Source organism: Robbsia betulipollinis (assembly GCF_026624755.1).
Lineage (GTDB): Bacteria > Pseudomonadota > Gammaproteobacteria > Burkholderiales > Burkholderiaceae > Robbsia > Robbsia betulipollinis.
Genome location: NZ_JAPMXC010000040.1, coordinates 1 through 698, shown reverse-complemented (window position 1 = coordinate 698; position 698 = coordinate 1). Strand labels below are relative to the sequence as shown.

Below are 698 nucleotides of genomic sequence, written 5' to 3'. Positions count from 1 at the left end.
GTAAGCGTCCAGCCAGTACATCTTCTCCATCCGATCTAAAAGCGCGAGGATTGCCGATTTCATAACGGGATCGGAAGCGATGAGAGAAGAGCCGGATGTAATCGAGGTCAAGCCGTCGACAGCACGTCGACGCTTTAGCACGACGTTCAAGCGGGAACTGGTGGAACAGACGTTGCGCCCCGACGTCTCGATGGCCGCGGTGGCGTTAGCCAACGGCCTCAACACGAACCAGCTTGCCCGATGGCGGCGCGAGTATTTATTGGGTACGGGTGCCAGTCCGATGCCATTGCCCGCACTGGTACCCGTCAGGATGATCGAACCCGCGCCGCTTGTGGCGTCTCAGCCTGGTGCCACCCCGCCCGTGTCAGGCGAGATCGAGTGGCGTCAGGGGGCGAACACGATCGTGCTGCGTGGCACGGTCGATGAGGGCGCGTGGCGCTTGCTGCTGGCTCATCTACGAGGCGCACGTTGATCGGTCTGCCCGGTGGCACGCAGGTCTGGCTGATCGCCGGTGCCACCGACATGCGCCGGGGCTTCAACGGCCTGGCAGCCATCGTACAGAACACGCTTGCCTCGAACCCCTTCGGCGGCCACGTGTTCGTCTTCCGCGGGCGCCGTGGCGATCTCATTAAAGTGCTCTGGTGGGACGGCCATGGGCTGTGCCTGCTGAGCAAACGTCTGGAACGCGGGCGCTTCGT

General features: G+C 63.2%; 2 protein-coding genes. Both read left to right on the top strand.

The features are described 5' to 3' along the window. Positions 1 to 79 precede the first annotated feature (79 nt). Positions 80 to 472 carry an IS66-like element accessory protein TnpA gene (tnpA, locus tag OVY01_RS23000; RefSeq protein WP_267849961.1) on the top strand — a complete coding sequence of 131 codons (393 nt, stop codon included), beginning with the start codon at positions 80 to 82 and terminating at the stop codon, positions 470 to 472. Continuing rightward, positions 469 to 698: IS66 family insertion sequence element accessory protein TnpB (gene tnpB / locus OVY01_RS22995; protein WP_267849960.1), on the top strand; the 230-nt coding region annotated here is incomplete at its 3' end. The genes tnpA and tnpB, both read left to right, overlap by 4 nt.

What these genes read in the sequence shown, in the direction of transcription:
- tnpA (WP_267849961.1), top strand. Translation starts at nt 80, where the DNA reads ATGAGAGAAGAGCCGGATGTAATCGAGGTCAAGCCGTCGACAGCACGT.